The sequence below is a fragment of the Brevibacillus sp. FSL K6-0770 genome (genome assembly GCF_038000275.1).
In the GTDB taxonomy this organism is placed as follows: domain Bacteria; phylum Bacillota; class Bacilli; order Brevibacillales; family Brevibacillaceae; genus Brevibacillus; species Brevibacillus parabrevis.
The window spans coordinates 5,298,105-5,313,541 of record NZ_JBBOBQ010000001.1; the positions used below are offsets into that span (position 1 = coordinate 5,298,105).

Below are 15,437 nucleotides of genomic sequence, written 5' to 3' on the forward strand. Positions count from 1 at the left end.
TCTTTTTGCTTTCCAGCTTATTTGCCGATGATGTAGCCTTCCAGCTCATCCAGCACTTTGTTAGCCGCGATTACGCCGCCGGAAGTGTTCCAGATCGTATCATCCACTTTGAACGCTTTGCCAGCTTTTACGACATTCAGGTTTTTCCAGAGCGGATCGTTCGTCCATTCTTGCTCCAGCTTGGACGCTTCTCCTTTGCCTGGCTCATACGTGAAGTAGAACATGATGTCGCCGTCCATTTCCGGAATGCGCTCTTTGGTTACTTCTGCTGCGAACTCTTCTTTGTCCTGGGATGCTGGACGAGCCAGGCCCAAGTCTTTGAAAATGGAGCCAGTGAAAGTGTCTTTGTAGTAAATACGCACTTTACCAGGCATGAAACGTACGACGGAAATTTGCGTTTTCAGCTTGTCGCCCGCTTTTTCCTTGAAGTCTGCTACGCGTTTGTTCCAGTCAGCGATGACTTTCTCGCCTTCCGCTTTTTTGTTTACCGCTTCTGCGTACAAGTTGAAGTTTGCTTTCCAGTCGCCGCGCGGTTCTTCTACGAATACAGTTGGTGCGATAGCGGACAGTTGTTGGTAAATTTTCTCATGACGGAACTTCATACCGAGAATCAAGTCTGGCTTCAGCGCAGCGATTGCTTCCAGGTTTGGCTGGCTTTCCGTACCAACCGACTTCGTTCCTTCGAGGAAAGATTTGGTAAAGTCGTAAAATTGAGTCGGGTCAATAGTCGAACCAACTGCACCTACTGGCTTTACGCCAAGCGCCATCAATGTTTCAGTACCTTGGTTGGTCAGCATAACGACGCGTTCCGGAGTACCTTTGATTGTGGTTTCGCCCATCGCGTGTTTTACTGTATAAGATTGGCCGGAACCGTTGGAGTTGCCTGTAGCTTGGTCAGCAGGCTTCTGTTCTGCCGGTTTTTGCTCTGTTGCTTGCGGTGTGCCACAACCTGTGACGATCAGCAACAGCGCCATCAAAACGGCGAAGAACGCTTTACCGCCTGCGGTCCGATATGTACGAGAAAACATGATGTGAGGACCCCCTTGATTTTTGTCTATGGAAAATGTGAGTCAAAGACATTGACTATCCTACCTTTATGCATGGCCACAGTCAAGCATAAAATGATAATGACTATCAGCATCATTGACACATATCCGAGCTGGCTCTAAACTTAGCATTGTGGCGGAATCGTTAACAAAACAGAACAACAAGAAATAGATAAGGATGTAGCCCTCATGAATTGTTTACTCGCAAGTAACATTCGGAAAATTCTGGGAGTGGTTATCGCCATTCTGCTCTTGCTTTACCTCAGCTATGCCAGCCTCGTTTTTGGCGTTATTGACACCAGCTGGCAAAACGCAATCGACGCCTACACCCATTTCAACGGTTCGAACGAACATATTGTCATTAAAGAAGTTCGGGTTCCCCGCGTGCTGAACGCGCTGACGGTAGGCTTTTGTCTCGGCCTGGCCGGGACCCTGCTTCAATCGTTAACGAGAAACCCTGTTGCAGATGTCGAGTTATTCGGACTGAACGCAGGCGCTTCTCTCTTTGTCGTTTTTGCCGTTACCTTTGTCGGGATCAGTTCGCTGACGGAGTTTACCTGGATTGCCTTTCTGGGGGCGGCGGTCGCCGGATTTGTCGTCTACTTGCTTGGCTCGTTTGGCAGAGACGGCCTTACGCCTGTCAAGCTGGTGCTTGCGGGTGCGGCGATTACGGCTTTGGCCGCTTCGATTCGTCACGCCATGATGGTCTTGAATGAAAAAGCTGCCGACGAGGTGCTTTTCTGGTTGGCTGGCTCTGTCGGGGGAAGAAAGCTGGAGTATTTGGCAACCGTCTTTCCTTATATGGTCTTTGCCTGGATTGCCGCCTTCCTGTTGGCCCGTCCGATTCAGACGCTGCTCATGGGTGATGATGTGGCAAAAGGGCTTGGGCAGCGCACACTGCTAGTCAAGCTGTCGACAGGTGTGGTCATCGTTCTGCTTTCCGGCTGCGCCGTTGCGGTTGCAGGGCCGATCGGCTTTGTCGGGCTCGTCACGCCGCATCTGGCTCGCTATCTCGTTGGAATCGAAACACACTGGGTGCTTCTGTACAGCGGCCTGCTCGGCTCGATCCTGTTGCTGCTCGCCGATATCGGCGCGCGCTTTATCGCCATGCCAGCCGAGGTTCCTATCGGTGTCATGACAGCCCTGATCGGTGTGCCGTTCTTCATCTATGTCGCACGAAAGGGGCTGGATAAGGAATGAAACCATACCTCTCTCTGCGGTTTGGCAAACGTCTGTCTTTTCAGCTGCATAAAAAAACCGTTCTTTTTTCCGGCATCGCTTTGCTGGTTGCACTCGCTGTCACGGTGATCAGTCTCGGCATGGGCGAGATGAAAATTGCGCCACTCGATGTCGTCAAAGTCCTTCTCGGCATCGGTTCTGATGAAAATGCTCTGATCGTCCAGCAATTTCGCCTGCCCCGCATCCTGACTGCGATTCTGGTCGGTGCTGCCTTGGCTTCGGCCGGGGCGATCATGCAAGGAATTATCCGCAACCCGCTCGCTTCACCTGACGTTCTCGGCGTAGCCGGAGGGGCTTCTGTTGCGGCTGTAGCCTTTTTGCTCGTCTTCGATACTGTCAGCATCAAATGGCTGCCGCCTACCGCTTTTCTCGGCGCCTTGCTGACCACGTTTCTTTTATACGCGTTGTCCTGGAAAAAAGGCGTCACGCCGATGCGCCTCGTCATGATCGGTGTCGGAATCAAGATTGCTGCGGGCGCGTTCGTCACGATCCTGATCATGTTCAGTCCGTTTTTGCTGCAAAACAAAGCCTTGCTCTGGTTGACCGGAAGCATCTACGGGGTAGACTGGAACGATGTGTTCATGATCCTGCCATGGGTCGTCATCCTGATCGTCGTTGCGGCTGTCCTGGCACGACGGGTCAATATCCAGCAGCTCGGGGATGACGTGGCGACAAGCCTGGGAAGCTCGCTCCAATGGGATCGGTTCCTGCTGCTCATGATTTGTGCAGCTTTGACCGGAACAGCCGTTTCTGTAGGCGGAGACATCAGCTTCGTCGCTTTGCTCGCGCCGCATATCGCCAAGCAGCTAATCGGGCCGTCCTTTGGCGGTGCCCTGCCTCTGTCGGCATTCCTGGGCGCCGTGATTGTGCTGATTGCCGATCTGATCGCCCGCATGGCTTTTTCTCCAATCGAAGTGCCTGTCGGGGTTTTCACTTCTGCGATTGGCGCTCCGTTCTTCATCTATTTGCTGTACAAAAATCGAAATCGTTAGCGAAAGGAGTCTTGCCCTCATGCAAGCTTTGGAAACCCGCAAACTGACCTTGTCCTACGGGGAACGCAACATCATCGAAGCGCTCGACTTGAATATTCCGCGTGGAAAAATTACGGTTTTCATCGGCAGCAACGGCAGCGGCAAATCGACACTGCTGCGCTCCCTCGCTCGCCTGCTAAAGCCAAAAGAAGGAGCCATTCTGCTTGAGGGCGAATCCATCGCCAAACGCTCTACAAAAGAAGTGGCAAAGCGCCTGGCTATTCTCCCGCAAGGACCTTCGGCACCGGAAGGCTTGAGTATTCACCAGTTGGTCAAGCAGGGGCGTTACCCTTATCAAAACTGGCTTCAGCAATGGTCGGAAGAAGATGAGCAAATGGTGAAGAAAGCGCTGGAAGCAACTCAACTGACGGAAATGGCCAGCCGATCCGTAGACAGCCTCTCCGGCGGTCAGCGCCAACGAGCCTGGATCGCCATGACGCTGGCTCAAGGCACCGATACGATTTTGCTCGATGAACCGACAACGTACCTCGACATGTCGCATCAGATTGAAATTCTCGATCTGTTGTATGAACTGAACGAGACTGAGCAGCGGACGATTGTAATGGTTCTTCACGATTTGAATCTGGCTTGCCGTTACGCCCACCATATTGTCGCCGTGCACAATCAGACGGTTGTGGCCGAAGGGGCGCCGGAAGACATTTTGACGACCGATCTCGTCCGCACCGTGTTCGATATGGATTGCCAGATCACACTCGATCCGTTGTACGGCACTCCCATGTGCATCCCTTACAGCAAATGCCGCATCGGTGGCAACACCGCGAAAGCAAAAGAAGCAGTGATGTCGTAAGCGACCGCTACTCTGAAAAGACTGCCCCTGCCTGTTATCCAGGAGCAGTCTTTTTTTCATGCGAAAAAGCAAAACATCCGCTGATGCCCATTGCCTGCTTCGCTCATAAGATGCAATAGCAAGGGCTAACTGGAATTGACTTTGGGAAAGGAAAGAAAGGAGGGGGCCGAAATGCCACACCAGATGCGCGAAGAGTGCGTTCGTCTGCCAAAAATATACGATTGGGTGCTAACGACCAGCTATTCCCGCTCGCGGCTGCCGGTTCCTGAGCCTTTTTTCACTCAGTTGAAAAACTGTCTGCAAAGCGGCATGGCGATCTCCGTGAGCTGCCTGCCCCCAGACGACCCTTGCACTTGTGCCCCTATCCGCTGCCACCTCCACGCCCCTCTGCGCCGGACTTTTCACATCGTTGGCGGCCAGCGTGTGCCGATTGCTGTTGCCCGATTTATCGTCGAAGCAACTGTTTCTGTTCTCTTTTTTGCAGACGGCGACTTGCTTTTTGAGCTTCCTGTCCCGCTCGCTTTGGAAGAGCAGGCAGCGATCAGCCTGCCTCCCCCTTTAGATCTAGAAAACATCTCCTGCCGGATCGCAGCGGCTGAATGTCGCGCTGATTCAGCACTGTTGCCACAGATGGGGCTTATCGAAATCGATGCTTTTGCCTGCCTGGAAATGGTGGTCGAAGCCCCGGCCGTTTTGCAGGTGATGGGACGTCACTGCACTCCGCGGTCCGATTCGATTCCCGTTCCTCCCCGCAAGCTCCCGCTAAGCTGTACCCCCTTTCGCCTGCCTCCGAACTGCCCCAGGCTGACTGCTCCTTGAACAAAAAGAAGCGATGCCTGCGCATCGTCTGCACAAGCATCGCTTCGTTGTATTTCGTTATTTTTTCAGGTTGTAGAAAGCTTTGCGTCCGCCAAAACGAGCGGTATCAGCCAGCTCATCCTCAATGCGCAGCAATTGGTTGTACTTCGCTACGCGGTCAGTACGGGAAGGCGCACCTGTCTTGATTTGTCCCGCATTGGTAGCTACTGCGATATCCGAGATGGTGGAGTCTTCGGTTTCGCCGGAACGGTGGGAAATAACAGCTGTGTAGCCTGCCAGCTTCGCCATTTCAATCGCTTCAAACGTCTCTGTCAGCGTACCGATCTGGTTTACTTTTACCAGAATGGAGTTGCCTGTAGATGTTTCGATACCGCGCGCCAGACGCTCTGTGTTGGTTACGAACAAGTCGTCACCTACGAGCTGCACTTTGCTGCCCAGCTTGTCAGTCAGAGCTTTCCAGCCATCCCAGTCGTCTTCGGACAGGCCGTCTTCGATGGAGATGATTGGATATTTGCTTACCAGATCTTCGTAGAACGCGATCATTTCTTCGGTTGTTTTCACAACGCCTTCGCCTTCGAAGTGGTATTTGCCGTCTTTGAACATTTCGGTAGCTGCTACGTCCAGAGCGAGGAACACGTCTTTGCCTGGCTCATAGCCAGCTGCCTTGATCGCATCCAGGATAGTCGTAATCGCTTCTTCGTTGGATTTCAGGTTTGGAGCGAAGCCGCCCTCATCGCCTACTGCCGTGCTCAGTCCTTTGTCATGCAGCACTTTTTTCAGGGAGTGGAAAATTTCCGCACCCATGCGCAGCGCTTCCTTGAAGGACTCTGCACCTACTGGCATAACCATAAATTCCTGAATGTCTACAGTGTTGTCGGCATGCTTTCCGCCGTTCAGGATGTTCATCATTGGAACTGGCAGCGTTCTTGCGTTGAATCCGCCCAGGTAGTTGTAAAGCGGCACTCCCAAAGAGTCAGCAGCTGCGCGAGCTACTGCCATGGAGACGCCGAGGATCGCATTTGCGCCCAGCTTGCCTTTGTTGTCTGTACCGTCGAGCTGGATCATCGCCATATCGATGCCTACTTGATCCAGAGCGTCCATGCCGATCAGCTCAGGCGCAATGATTTCGTTGACGTTTTCTACTGCTTTCAGAACGCCTTTGCCCAGGTAACGGGACTTGTCGCCGTCACGCAGCTCAACTGCTTCATAGGCACCTGTGGATGCTCCGGATGGTACTGCTGCGCGGCCCATGGAGCCATCTTCGAGGTACACTTCCACTTCCACAGTCGGGTTGCCGCGGGAGTCCATAATTTCGCGTGCGTAAATGTCAGTAATCATTGCCATTTCTCGTCCATCTCCTTTTAAAATGCGAGTCGCCCCACAAGTATTTGGTATGGCTATCCAGACATCTATCAGTGTGTCTTAGAGACGCCTATTTTGCAAGTAACGATTTCCCTGTCATTTCAACAGGCTGTTCTGCTCCCAAAAGGTCGAGCAAGGTTGGCGACAGATCGGCCAAAACTCCGTCTTCTCTGAGCGTAGCGCCTGCTTTGGTCACAATGACTGGCACAGGGTACGTGCTGTGCGAAGTGATCGGACGCCCATCTGCATCCAGCATCAAATCCGCATTGCCGTGGTCTGCCGTGATGATCGCCGCCCCGCCTTTGGCCAAAATCGCATCGACGACCCGACCGAGGCAAGCGTCGACTGTCTCCACCGCTTTGATCGTCGGCTCCATTTTACCGGAGTGACCCACCATGTCGCAGTTGGCAAAGTTGAGAATGATCGCGTCGAAATGATCGGCTTCAATCTCCGCCACGACCGCATCTGTCAGTTCAGGCGCACTCATTTCCGGCTGGAGGTCGTACGTCGCCACTTTTGGCGAAGGAATCAGGATGCGCTTCTCGCCTGGAAACTCCTGCTCGCGGCCGCCGCTGAAAAAGAAGGTCACGTGCGGATATTTTTCCGTCTCCGCGATGCGCAGCTGCTTCAAGCCTTGCTGTGCCAGCACCTCGCCCAACGTGTTGTCCAAGTTGGAAGGCTTGTAAGCGACATACCCGTTCACCGTCTCGGAAAAATGCGTCAGGCAGACGAAGTGCAGATCGCGCGGGTGGTTCTCTCCGCGATCAAAGCCGCGGAAATCATCGTTCGTAAAAGCTTGCGAGATTTGGATGGCACGATCCGGGCGGAAGTTGTAAAAGATGATGGAATCTCCGTTCTCGATCGTCGCTACAGGCTTGTCGTCAGCGCCAAGGATAACCGTCGGCATGACAAATTCGTCCATGATCGACTTTTCATAGGATTCCTTGACCGCCTGAATCGGGTCGTGATAGGCAGGAGCATCCGCATACACCATGGCGCGGTAAGCTTTCTCTACCCGCTCCCAACGCTTGTCGCGGTCCATCGCGTAGTAGCGACCTTGCACCGTTGCGATCTGACCAACGCCGATTTCCGCAATCTTCGCTTGCAACTGCGCAATGTATCCGACGGCACTGTCCGGGGATACGTCGCGCCCGTCGAGGAAGCCGTGAATATAAACGCGGTCAAAGCTTTGCTTTTTGGCCAGCTCCAAAATCGCGTACAAATGCTCGATATGGCTGTGCACGCCTCCATCAGACAAAAGCCCGAACAGATGCAGCTTCTTGCCGTTTTGCTTCGCGTGCTCGATGGCAGCAATCAACGTCTCGTTTTCAAAAAAGGCGCCTTCCCGAATCGACTTGGTGATGCGAGTCAAATCTTGATAAACAACGCGGCCCGCACCGATGTTCAGGTGCCCTACCTCGGAGTTCCCCATCTGCCCTTCCGGCAAGCCGACAGCCAGTCCACTCGCTTCAAGCGTTGCATGAGGGTACTCGTTCCAGAGGCGGTCAAAGTTCGGTTTATTGGCTTGCGCTACTGCATTGCCATACGTTTCGCTCCGCAAAGCAAAACCATCCAAAATCAACAGCGCTACCGGTTTCGGTCTTTGTGCCATTTGTTTCTCCTCCTCCTATTGCTGCTGTGCACCTGCCACAAGCTGCAAATAGCTGTCTGCTGCCAGGCTCGCTCCGCCTACCAGCGCGCCGTCGATATCAGGCTGCGCCATATAGCTTGCGATGTTCTCCGGCTTGACGCTGCCGCCGTACTGAATCCGCACGGCTTCCGCTGTCGCTTGGCCGAATCGCTCTGCTACGACACTGCGAATAATCGCAATCGTCTCGTTAGCGTCTTCAGCCGTAGAAGATTTGCCTGTGCCAATCGCCCAAATCGGTTCGTAAGCAATAATCGCTTTTGCCACCTGCTCGGCTGTCAATCCGGCAAAAGCTCCTTCTGTCTGCGTGCGCACGACGTTAGCTGTCTCGCCTGCTTCCCGCTGCTCCAGGCTTTCTCCGACACACACAATCGGCACCAGGTCTGCTGCCAGCGCAGCGACCACTTTTTGATTCACCGTCTCATCTGTTTCATTGAAGTATTGACGACGCTCGGAATGGCCGAGAATCACGTATTCGACGCCGATCTCTTTCAGCATGGACGCGCTGACTTCCCCTGTGTATGCCCCTTGCTCGGCAAAATGCATGTTTTGCGCGCCCACGGCAATATCCGTTCCTGCCAATGCCTCTGTCAAAGCAGCCAAAGCTGTAAATGGTGCGCAAATGACTTTTTGTACGCCGGAAGTGTTGTTCCCTGCTTTGGCTTCTGCTGCAAAAGCTTTCGCCTCGGCAATCGTCTTGAACATCTTCCAGTTCCCCGCGATAATTGGTGTCCGCATGCAAACTCCCCCGCTTCGCTCTTATTCGTGATCTGCCAGTACAGCAACGCCCGGCAGTTCTTTGCCTTCCATAAACTCCAGAGACGCTCCGCCACCTGTAGAAATGTGGGTCATCTGCTCGGCTACGCCTGCTTTTTCCACCGCAGCTACCGAATCGCCGCCGCCGATGATCGTCGTTCCTGTGCACGCAGCCATCGCTTTGGCTACGGCAATCGTGCCAGCTGCAAAAGCGTCCATTTCAAATACGCCCATAGGACCGTTCCAGACAACCGTTTTGGACTCTACGATTACACTGTGGTATTGCTCCACCGTTTTTGGCCCGATGTCGAGCGCCATCCAGCCTTCCGGAATCGCGTCGATCGCCACAACCTTTTTCTCGGCATCCGCTGCAAAACGGTCTGCGACAACGACGTCGACTGGCATCAGCAACTGGACGCCGCGCTCTTTTGCCTGCTCCATCAAGCTGCGCGCCAGATCGAGCTTGTCATCCTCACACAGCGAAGCACCGATGCCGTAGCCCTGTGCTTTGAGGAATGTATTCGCCATGCCGCCGCCGATGATCAAGTGATCCACTTTGGTCAGCAGATTTTCGATGACAGCAATTTTATCTTTGACCTTTGCTCCGCCGACGATCGCCGTAAATGGACGCTCCGGCTTGGACAAGGCTCCGCCCATGAAGCGGATTTCCTTTTCCATCAAAAGCCCCGCAACAGCCGGTATGTACTGGGCAATTCCTGCTGTAGAAGCGTGTGCCCGGTGTGCGGCTCCAAAAGCGTCATTGACAAACAGATCGGCCAGCGCCGCAAAGCTTTTTGCCAGTTCTGGATCGTTCTTTTCTTCTCCCGCATGGAAGCGTACGTTTTCGAGCAAGATCACGTCGCCGTTTTCCATGCTTCCTACTACCGCTTCGACATCTGCCCCTGTGGAATCGTCAAGCTTACGGACTTCCTTGTCCAGGAGCGCAGACAAATGGGACGCGACAGGAGTAAGGCGCATCTCTTCGACTACTTGCCCCTTTGGACGGCCAAAATGGCTCGCCAGGATTACTTTCGCTCCTTTTTCCATCAGGAAACGGATGGTTGGCACAGCGGCACGGATGCGAGTATCATCTGTGATGGTCCCGTCCTGCATCGGCACATTAAAGTCGACACGGCAAAATACGCGCTTGCCTGCCAGCTCAACATCGCGGATAGATTTCTTGTTCATGAACGATCCTCCCAAATCAATGGCTTTTTATTCGGAAAAAACATATGGGAAAAGGGAGATTGCTCTCCCTTTTTTCACAACAGTTCTATTTTACGTGTTAGAAGCCGCGCTGTGCAACAAAATGACACAAGTCTACGACACGATTGGAATAACCCCACTCGTTGTCGTACCAGGAAACTACTTTCACCATGTTTCCTTCCAGTACCATAGTGGACAGAGCATCGATTGTGGAGGACGCCGGGTTTCCGTTGTAGTCGGACGATACAAGCGGGTCTTCGGAGTAGCCCAGAATGTTTTTCATCGGGCCTTCAGCTGCTTCTTTCAGCGCGCTGTTCACTTCATCTACCGTTACGTCAGCTTTCAGCTCAACGACCAGGTCGACAACCGACACATTTGGAGTTGGCACGCGCATAGCGAAGCCGTTCAGCTTTCCTTTCAGCTCAGGCAGTACGAGCGCTACTGCTTTCGCTGCTCCAGTGGAGGTAGGAATGATGTTTTCCGCAGCGGCACGGGCACGACGCAAGTCTTTGTGCGGCAGGTCGAGAATTTGTTGGTCGTTGGTGTAGGAGTGAACGGTAGTCATCAAGCCGCGAACGATGCCGAATTTATCGTTGAGCACTTTGGCAAACGGAGCCAGGCAGTTCGTTGTGCAGGATGCATTGGAGATGACGGTGTGCTTCGCAGCATCGTATTTGTCTTCGTTTACACCCATAACGACCGTGATGTCTTCATTGGTAGCAGGGGCGGAAATGATGACTTTTTTCGCTCCGCCTTCCAGGTGCTTCGCTGCGTCTTCACGCTTCGTGAATCGGCCAGTAGACTCCACGACGATTTCCACGCCGTAGTCTGCCCATTTCAGTTGAGCAGGATCACGCTCTGCGAGAACCTTGATTTCTTTTCCGCCTACGATCAGCGTGTTTTCTCCCGCTTCTACGGAGAGATCCAGAACGCCGTGCACGGAATCGTATTTCAGCAGGTGAGCGAGCGTTTTCGCGTCAGTAAGATCGTTTACTGCGACGATTTCCACGTTCGGATTGCCAAGTGCTGCGCGGAATACGTTGCGACCAATTCGTCCAAATCCGTTAATCCCTACTTTTACCATGAGAAAAACCTCCTGATCGTTAACTAGCTTTATTCTTTATGGCTATCATCCCACCTTCCGGAAGAAACCATCGGGTGGAGAGAATGGTGACAATCGGCAACAAAATGCTGAAAAATACAAAGGGCAACGTCTGTACGGTGGGAACTCCCAGCGTCAGAGCCATCATCATCGACAATCCGTTCCACGGAATCAGCACAGGCATGACTACCGTAGAATCGAGCATGGTTTTCCCCAGCAACTCGCGCCCTTTGCTCCATTGGGAGAATCGGTCCAAAAGCGTCGTTCCCAGCACCAGAATCGGAATGGTCTGGTTACAGCTGATGATGATAACCAGGAGCGACAAAGCAGTTGCTTTCGCTACCAGCAGCGTCGGATTTTTCGTCTCGCCCATCCATTTATCGACAATCGGGGCAAGAATTTGGGCCTGGTTCAATATGCCGTTCAAAAACCCTGCCAAAACAATCAGCAGCAGGACGTTCAAAATGGCAACCATCCCCCCGCCGTGTACAAGCTGATCCAGCCTTGTACCTGAGTGCAGCTCGTAGCCGTTCAGCATGGCGGAAAAAAACGTGCTGACATCAAGCTGCCCGTGAACGAGCACCATCACCGCACTGACGACAATGCCGAGCAAAAGAGCCGTTACGGCCTTGATCTGCAGGGCAAAAGACCCGATGAGGACAAGCAGCGGCAGCATGAGCAGCCAGTTAATCGAAAAGTGGCTCGTCAAAAGCTCCTGATACATTTGAATCATTTCGCCTGAACCTGCCTGTGACCGGAACAGGTCGAGAGCGAGAAACAAAACGGCGCATATGCCTGTGGCAAGCATGGCAGGACGTCTCGTTTTTCCATCTTGCGCTTCTGTCATCCCTACATTGGAGAGGACAAGCAGACGGCTGCTGGATATCGGTGAAAATCGTTCCCCCACCATCGCTCCCGAGATCAAGGCTCCGCCCGTAATCGCTGGCGATATCCCTGCTGCGTGGGCAATCCCCATCAAGGAAAGTCCGATGGTGCTAAGCGTGCCGACAGACGTTCCAAGCAGGTAACTGACTGCTCCTGTCAGCAAAAAGGAGAGAACGAACAAATAGTCGACGTTGACGATGGACAACCCGTAATAAATGATCGCGGGTATCGTTCCTCCCATCATCAAAAGCGGAATCAGCACGCCCACCAAAAACAGGATCATGAGAACCGGCTTCGTCTTCTTGACACCTTCCCAGCCAAAGGCGAATTGCTGCCTGATGGAAAAGCCCAGCTTTCTTACACTTACCAGTGTGACCAGGATCGCAAAAACAATCCCCCATGCGATCGGCAAACCGAGCGACAAACTGAGCACGATTCCCGCAATCATCGCCAGGATCGGCGTAACTTGCGCCATAGACATACGATCAACTTCCTTCCCCGTTACAATCGTGTGGACAAGAGTGCTCTTGCCGCTCCCTCATCTGTAATGAGTACATTCTGACACGATTGTTTGGCAAAGGAAAGAATCGCTTTTGCCTTGCTTTCGCCCCCTGCTATGGAAAGCACGGTTTCAGCCTTGTGCACTTCTTCCAACTGAAGTCCGATAGTCGGCATCCGGTGGACCGTTTCGCCTGCTTCATTAAAGTAGTAGCCAAACGCTTCGGATACCGCTCCCGCTTCTGCCAGATCAGCCAGCTCTTCTTCGGAGTAATTGCGCCGACGAGCCATGGCGATCGCGTCGCCAATCCCGTGCAGCACGATCCGCGTATTTTGCAAAAGCGCGAGAACGTCTTGCACCTGAGGCTCTTTGAGCAATGTTTGCAGCGCTTCCGGGTGCAACCGATCCGGCACGTGCAGCAGCCGATAAGTAGCCCCTGTCTTGGCAGCCATCGCGGCAGCGAGCGTGTTGGCTTGCAGCTCCACTCTCTCGCCCAGCCCGCCGCGAGCAGGTACGAACTGTACATGCTTGAACGAAGCGGAAGGCGTCAGGTGATTGGCTACGCTGGCAATCGAAGTGCCGCCAGTCACAGCGACAATATCGCCCTCTTGGATCGCTTGCTTCAAAACTCTCGCGCCTACGCGTCCAAGCTCGGCTTTGACCCAGGGAGACTGGTCTGCATCGCCCTGCACCACGATCACTTCCGGGATGCCGAGCTTCTTTTGCAGCCCTTCTGCCAAGTCCCGGAGGCCAAACAGCTCGCCGACAAGCGGCTCCATGTCGTCCAACACTTGCTGTCCTTCGCCGCTCAACTGCATTCCCGCAGCGGTAACCGTCAGAAGCCCTGTCTCTTTCAACAGCTCTACCTCGGAACGCAAAATGCGCTCGGTAGTGTTCATCGCCTGAGCAAGCCCTCTGCGCCCAATCGGCTGCAAGTGATAGATCGATCGGAGCAACATGTACCTTTCACGCAAGACCCTGGTCAGGTCAGGCAGCAACTTCTGTTGCAGTTCCAGTAAACGTCGCATGTGCTTACATCCTTGGCTGTAAAATTGATCGGGACGTTTTTTGTCCCTGTATATACATTTTTTGTCCCGATTCGTACAAAAAAAAGATCACTTGCTACAACTTGAATGTAGCATATCGCAGGCAAACATGCAAGCTCCCCCTGACCTAAATATTGGCACAGGGGGAGCTTTTTTCAGTCAATTCTGACGCCTGGCAAATTCCGCTCGCAGCTCTTCCATGGTCACGACATGAGTGATCGAGCGAAATACGACCTCTCCATCAATCGCGACTACCGGAATCACCAGCATCATCTCTTCGTGCAGCTGTTCATCGCTTTCGATATCCACGACGCTTAGCTGTAAAGGAAACTCCTCTGCCAAAGCGCGGATGATCAGTTCCACATCTTCGCACAGATGGCATTTTTTTCGTCCGTACAAGACAATTTCAAGCTGCCTGTTGTTCATTGGCTTTTAAAACCTCTTTCGTTTGGCCGAGGATGGAATCAGCATTTCCTCCCGATACTTGGCGACCGTGCGGCGAGAAATCTCGATTCCTTCTGCAAGCAGCATTTCCCCCAGCTTCTGGTCGGAGAGTGGCGCCTTGCGATCCTCCTGCTCAATCAGCGCCTTGATCCTGCGTTTTACGCTCTCGGAGGACGTTGCAGACCCGCTGGAAGTGGTGAGTGCCGAAGTGAAAAAGTATTTCAGCTCGAAAATTCCCCGCGGCGTTTGCACGTATTTGTTGCTGGTTGCCCGGCTGATCGTCGATTCATGCAAGCTGACGCGCTCGGCAATTTCCTTTTGCGTCATCGGCTTCAAATAATGGATGCCCCGGTCAAAAAAGTCGCGTTGCATGTCCACGATCGCCTGCGTTACGCGCATGAGAGTCAGCCGGCGCTGTTCCAGGCTCTTCGCCAGCCACATGGCGGCGTTGAGCTTGTCGTGGATAAACTGCTTCGCTTCTTCCTGACTTTTTTGCTGACTGAGCATTTTTTCATAAAAGCTGTTGATTTTCAAGCGCGGAGCCGCCACATCGTTGACTAGCACCACGTACTCGCTGCCGACTTTTTCCACGGTCACGTCCGGGATGACGTATCTTGTCTCGGATTGAGAGAACTGAGCACCCGGCCTGGGATTCAGCGTCCGAACGAGATCCGCCATCGTCTGCACTTCCTGCGGCGTGCAGCCTACTTTGTCGGCAATGCGCTGGTAACGGTTGTCTGCGAGGTCTTGCAGGTGGTTGCGGACGACCATGACGATCTTCTCGTCATCGAGCGCCAGGTGCTCCAACTGCAACAGCAAACATTCCTCCAGACTGCGCGCCGCTACTCCTACCGGGTCAAAGTGCTGCAAGACCGACAGTACATCCTCAATCTCCAGCATCTCTACTCCGAGATTGCGGCTCGCTTCCTCCAGCGTTATTTCCAGGTAACCTTTTTCGTCCAGGTTTCCGATCAAAAACAGTGCGATTTGCCTTTGCAAAGGGGAGAAGCCCTTCACGTAGCCAAGCTGCCGCTCCAGATGCTCATACAAGTTTTCGCTGCCTTGCTGAACATAATCCAACGGGTTGTAAGTGCTTTCATTTTTTGCCGGAGAGTACTCACCCGTCGCGCGGTTGCCAACGATTTCCTTCCAGTCAATCTCTGGCGCCGGCTTTTCGGCTTTCGCCGAGGCCACTTCTCCCGCTACTTCCAGGTCGAATACAGGATTTTCGTTGGCCTGATCCTGCAAATAGGAAATCAGGTCAACAGCTGAGTATTGCAATATGGTAATGGCTTGACGCAATTCCGGCGTCATCACTAATTTCAGCGTCTGTTCTTGATACAACCCCAGTCCCATGTTCATGAAGTTCGCCCCCTTCCCACTGCTTCTTGCGAGATGTCTCTTTAATTTTCATTATATTCGTTCTCTCTTGCAATTTTCCTGCCAATTTTTGAAGATGATCTGCAAAAATTAATGCTCCGCTTCTGTTCACACTCATGAAAAAAAATCACACAAAATCTCGTTTTTCGTTTGCATTTTCCTGTGG

General features: G+C 53.0%; 14 protein-coding genes. 4 read left to right on the forward strand and 10 right to left on the reverse strand.

Annotated elements, in window-relative coordinates; all coding sequences use genetic code 11:
• Positions 1 to 17: 17 nt before the first annotated feature.
• The gene (locus tag NST23_RS25150) at positions 18 to 1,028 is read right to left on the reverse strand and encodes an ABC transporter substrate-binding protein (RefSeq protein WP_122963681.1); all 1,011 of its coding nucleotides are present in this window, start codon (positions 1,026 to 1,028) and stop codon (positions 18 to 20) included.
• Positions 1,029 to 1,235: 207 nt separating this feature from the next.
• On the opposite strand from NST23_RS25150, the gene NST23_RS25155 reads away from it, so the two are divergent.
• The 4 genes from NST23_RS25155 to NST23_RS25170 all read left to right on the forward strand — a co-directional run bounded on the left by NST23_RS25155 (position 1,236) and on the right by NST23_RS25170 (position 4,943).
• Entirely contained in the window at positions 1,236 to 2,246 is a 1,011-nt protein-coding gene (locus NST23_RS25155; protein WP_173599427.1) for a FecCD family ABC transporter permease, read from the forward strand.
• Positions 2,243 to 3,277 (forward strand): FecCD family ABC transporter permease, encoded by a 1,035-nt coding sequence (locus tag NST23_RS25160; RefSeq protein ID WP_122963679.1) that lies wholly within the window; start codon positions 2,243 to 2,245, stop codon positions 3,275 to 3,277. The genes NST23_RS25155 and NST23_RS25160 overlap by 4 nt, the downstream gene beginning before the upstream one ends.
• Before the next feature lie 19 nt (positions 3,278 to 3,296).
• Positions 3,297 to 4,124 (forward strand): ABC transporter ATP-binding protein, encoded by an 828-nt coding sequence (locus tag NST23_RS25165; protein ID WP_122963678.1) that lies wholly within the window; start codon positions 3,297 to 3,299, stop codon positions 4,122 to 4,124.
• Positions 4,125 to 4,295: 171 nt separating this feature from the next.
• On the forward strand, positions 4,296 to 4,943 hold the full coding sequence (locus tag NST23_RS25170; protein ID WP_217023275.1) for a hypothetical protein: 648 nt from the start codon (positions 4,296 to 4,298) through the stop codon (positions 4,941 to 4,943).
• A 57-nt stretch (positions 4,944 to 5,000) separates the two neighbouring features.
• On the opposite strand, the gene eno is transcribed toward NST23_RS25170, so the two are convergent.
• From eno to rpoN, 9 genes are all read right to left on the reverse strand, one after another.
• Positions 5,001 to 6,287 carry a phosphopyruvate hydratase gene (gene eno / locus NST23_RS25175; RefSeq protein ID WP_063230975.1) on the reverse strand — a complete coding sequence of 429 codons (1,287 nt, stop codon included), beginning with the start codon at positions 6,285 to 6,287 and terminating at the stop codon, positions 5,001 to 5,003.
• An 88-nt stretch (positions 6,288 to 6,375) separates the two neighbouring features.
• Positions 6,376 to 7,917: a 2,3-bisphosphoglycerate-independent phosphoglycerate mutase gene (gene gpmI, locus NST23_RS25180; RefSeq protein ID WP_173597707.1), complete on the reverse strand. Its 1,542-nt coding sequence runs from the start codon at positions 7,915 to 7,917 to the stop codon at positions 6,376 to 6,378.
• A 15-nt stretch (positions 7,918 to 7,932) separates the two neighbouring features.
• Positions 7,933 to 8,691 (reverse strand): triose-phosphate isomerase, encoded by a 759-nt coding sequence (tpiA, locus tag NST23_RS25185; protein ID WP_173597708.1) that lies wholly within the window; start codon positions 8,689 to 8,691, stop codon positions 7,933 to 7,935.
• A 21-nt stretch (positions 8,692 to 8,712) separates the two neighbouring features.
• Entirely contained in the window at positions 8,713 to 9,897 is a 1,185-nt protein-coding gene (locus NST23_RS25190; protein WP_173599430.1) for a phosphoglycerate kinase, read from the reverse strand.
• Between the two features lie 97 nt (positions 9,898 to 9,994).
• Positions 9,995 to 10,999 carry a type I glyceraldehyde-3-phosphate dehydrogenase gene (gene gap / locus NST23_RS25195; RefSeq protein WP_063230979.1) on the reverse strand — a complete coding sequence of 335 codons (1,005 nt, stop codon included), beginning with the start codon at positions 10,997 to 10,999 and terminating at the stop codon, positions 9,995 to 9,997.
• Between the two features lie 19 nt (positions 11,000 to 11,018).
• Positions 11,019 to 12,383 carry a Na+/H+ antiporter NhaC family protein gene (locus tag NST23_RS25200; protein WP_340964877.1) on the reverse strand — a complete coding sequence of 455 codons (1,365 nt, stop codon included), beginning with the start codon at positions 12,381 to 12,383 and terminating at the stop codon, positions 11,019 to 11,021.
• 20 nt (positions 12,384 to 12,403) lie between these two features.
• Positions 12,404 to 13,429 carry a sugar-binding transcriptional regulator gene (locus NST23_RS25205; protein WP_122963672.1) on the reverse strand — a complete coding sequence of 342 codons (1,026 nt, stop codon included), beginning with the start codon at positions 13,427 to 13,429 and terminating at the stop codon, positions 12,404 to 12,406.
• A 177-nt stretch (positions 13,430 to 13,606) separates the two neighbouring features.
• Entirely contained in the window at positions 13,607 to 13,873 is a 267-nt protein-coding gene (locus tag NST23_RS25210; protein ID WP_173597711.1) for a glutaredoxin family protein, read from the reverse strand.
• Between the two features lie 6 nt (positions 13,874 to 13,879).
• On the reverse strand, positions 13,880 to 15,253 hold the full coding sequence (gene rpoN / locus NST23_RS25215; protein ID WP_173597712.1) for an RNA polymerase factor sigma-54: 1,374 nt from the start codon (positions 15,251 to 15,253) through the stop codon (positions 13,880 to 13,882).
• Positions 15,254 to 15,437 lie beyond the last annotated feature (184 nt).